At 38.2% G+C, this 671-nt stretch carries 1 protein-coding gene and 1 pseudogene; both read right to left on the bottom strand.

The genetic code is table 11. The annotated features are described in order from the left end of the window. Positions 1 to 264 (bottom strand): YkgJ family cysteine cluster protein (locus BG20_RS14020; RefSeq protein WP_238527561.1); only part of this gene is annotated, 264 nt, incomplete at its 3' end. After that, positions 246 to 671 (bottom strand): annotated as a pseudogene (locus tag BG20_RS14025) (hypothetical protein); the annotation flags it as partial. The gene BG20_RS14020 and the pseudogene BG20_RS14025, both read right to left, overlap by 19 nt.

Genomic DNA, 671 nt, shown 5'->3' on the forward strand with positions numbered 1-671 from the left:
GTAGTTTTCCCGCATTGTTCTACTTGATGCCATGTTGTAGTCGTAGATAATTTTGGAATAGTCCTTTAGCTCTTGCTTCATCTGTGTAATGTCATCTGCCAGATAAAATCCAGGACAGTCACCTGTGAACTGGTATGTGGCATGTACTCGTGCAGAGCCTTTTTCGTTTTCAAGCCATGTAGAGAAAGGATACAGGTAACACACTCCTGGTCTGTCTGGATGCATGCTGCATCCGCCCTTTTCATCTAAGAATCGACAAGAGATGTGAGTTCCGTCTTCTTGTTCTGTCTCGTCTTTTTTCTTTTTAGATTAATTGTAGTCATTGTAGTTACTTGTCCTGATGGTGAAGAGTCATTCCAAGTAGTAGTCATTGTTTCATTTTTTATAAAATCAGAAGTCTTTTGGTATTTCAGACCTTTTCCAATTGTAATCAGATCATCTGATGTCAATGGCAGTCTGCCTTGTCTGTCACAGCAGTTATGGCAGTCAGGCCAAAAGCATTTCCACAGAATGTATTTTTTTTCAGACGATAAATATGGAATATGAAATATCACGTCTTTTACTTTAAGTGAATAGTCAGATACATCAGTGATTTTTCCCATCATAAATTCTCGCAGAATTGGATCAACGTCCCAATCTTTTTGCAAAAGATTCAGAGATTCTTCAATTTC

It is taken from the genome of Candidatus Nitrosarchaeum limnium BG20 (genome assembly GCF_000241145.1).
Lineage (GTDB): Archaea > Thermoproteota > Nitrososphaeria > Nitrososphaerales > Nitrosopumilaceae > Nitrosarchaeum > Nitrosarchaeum limnae.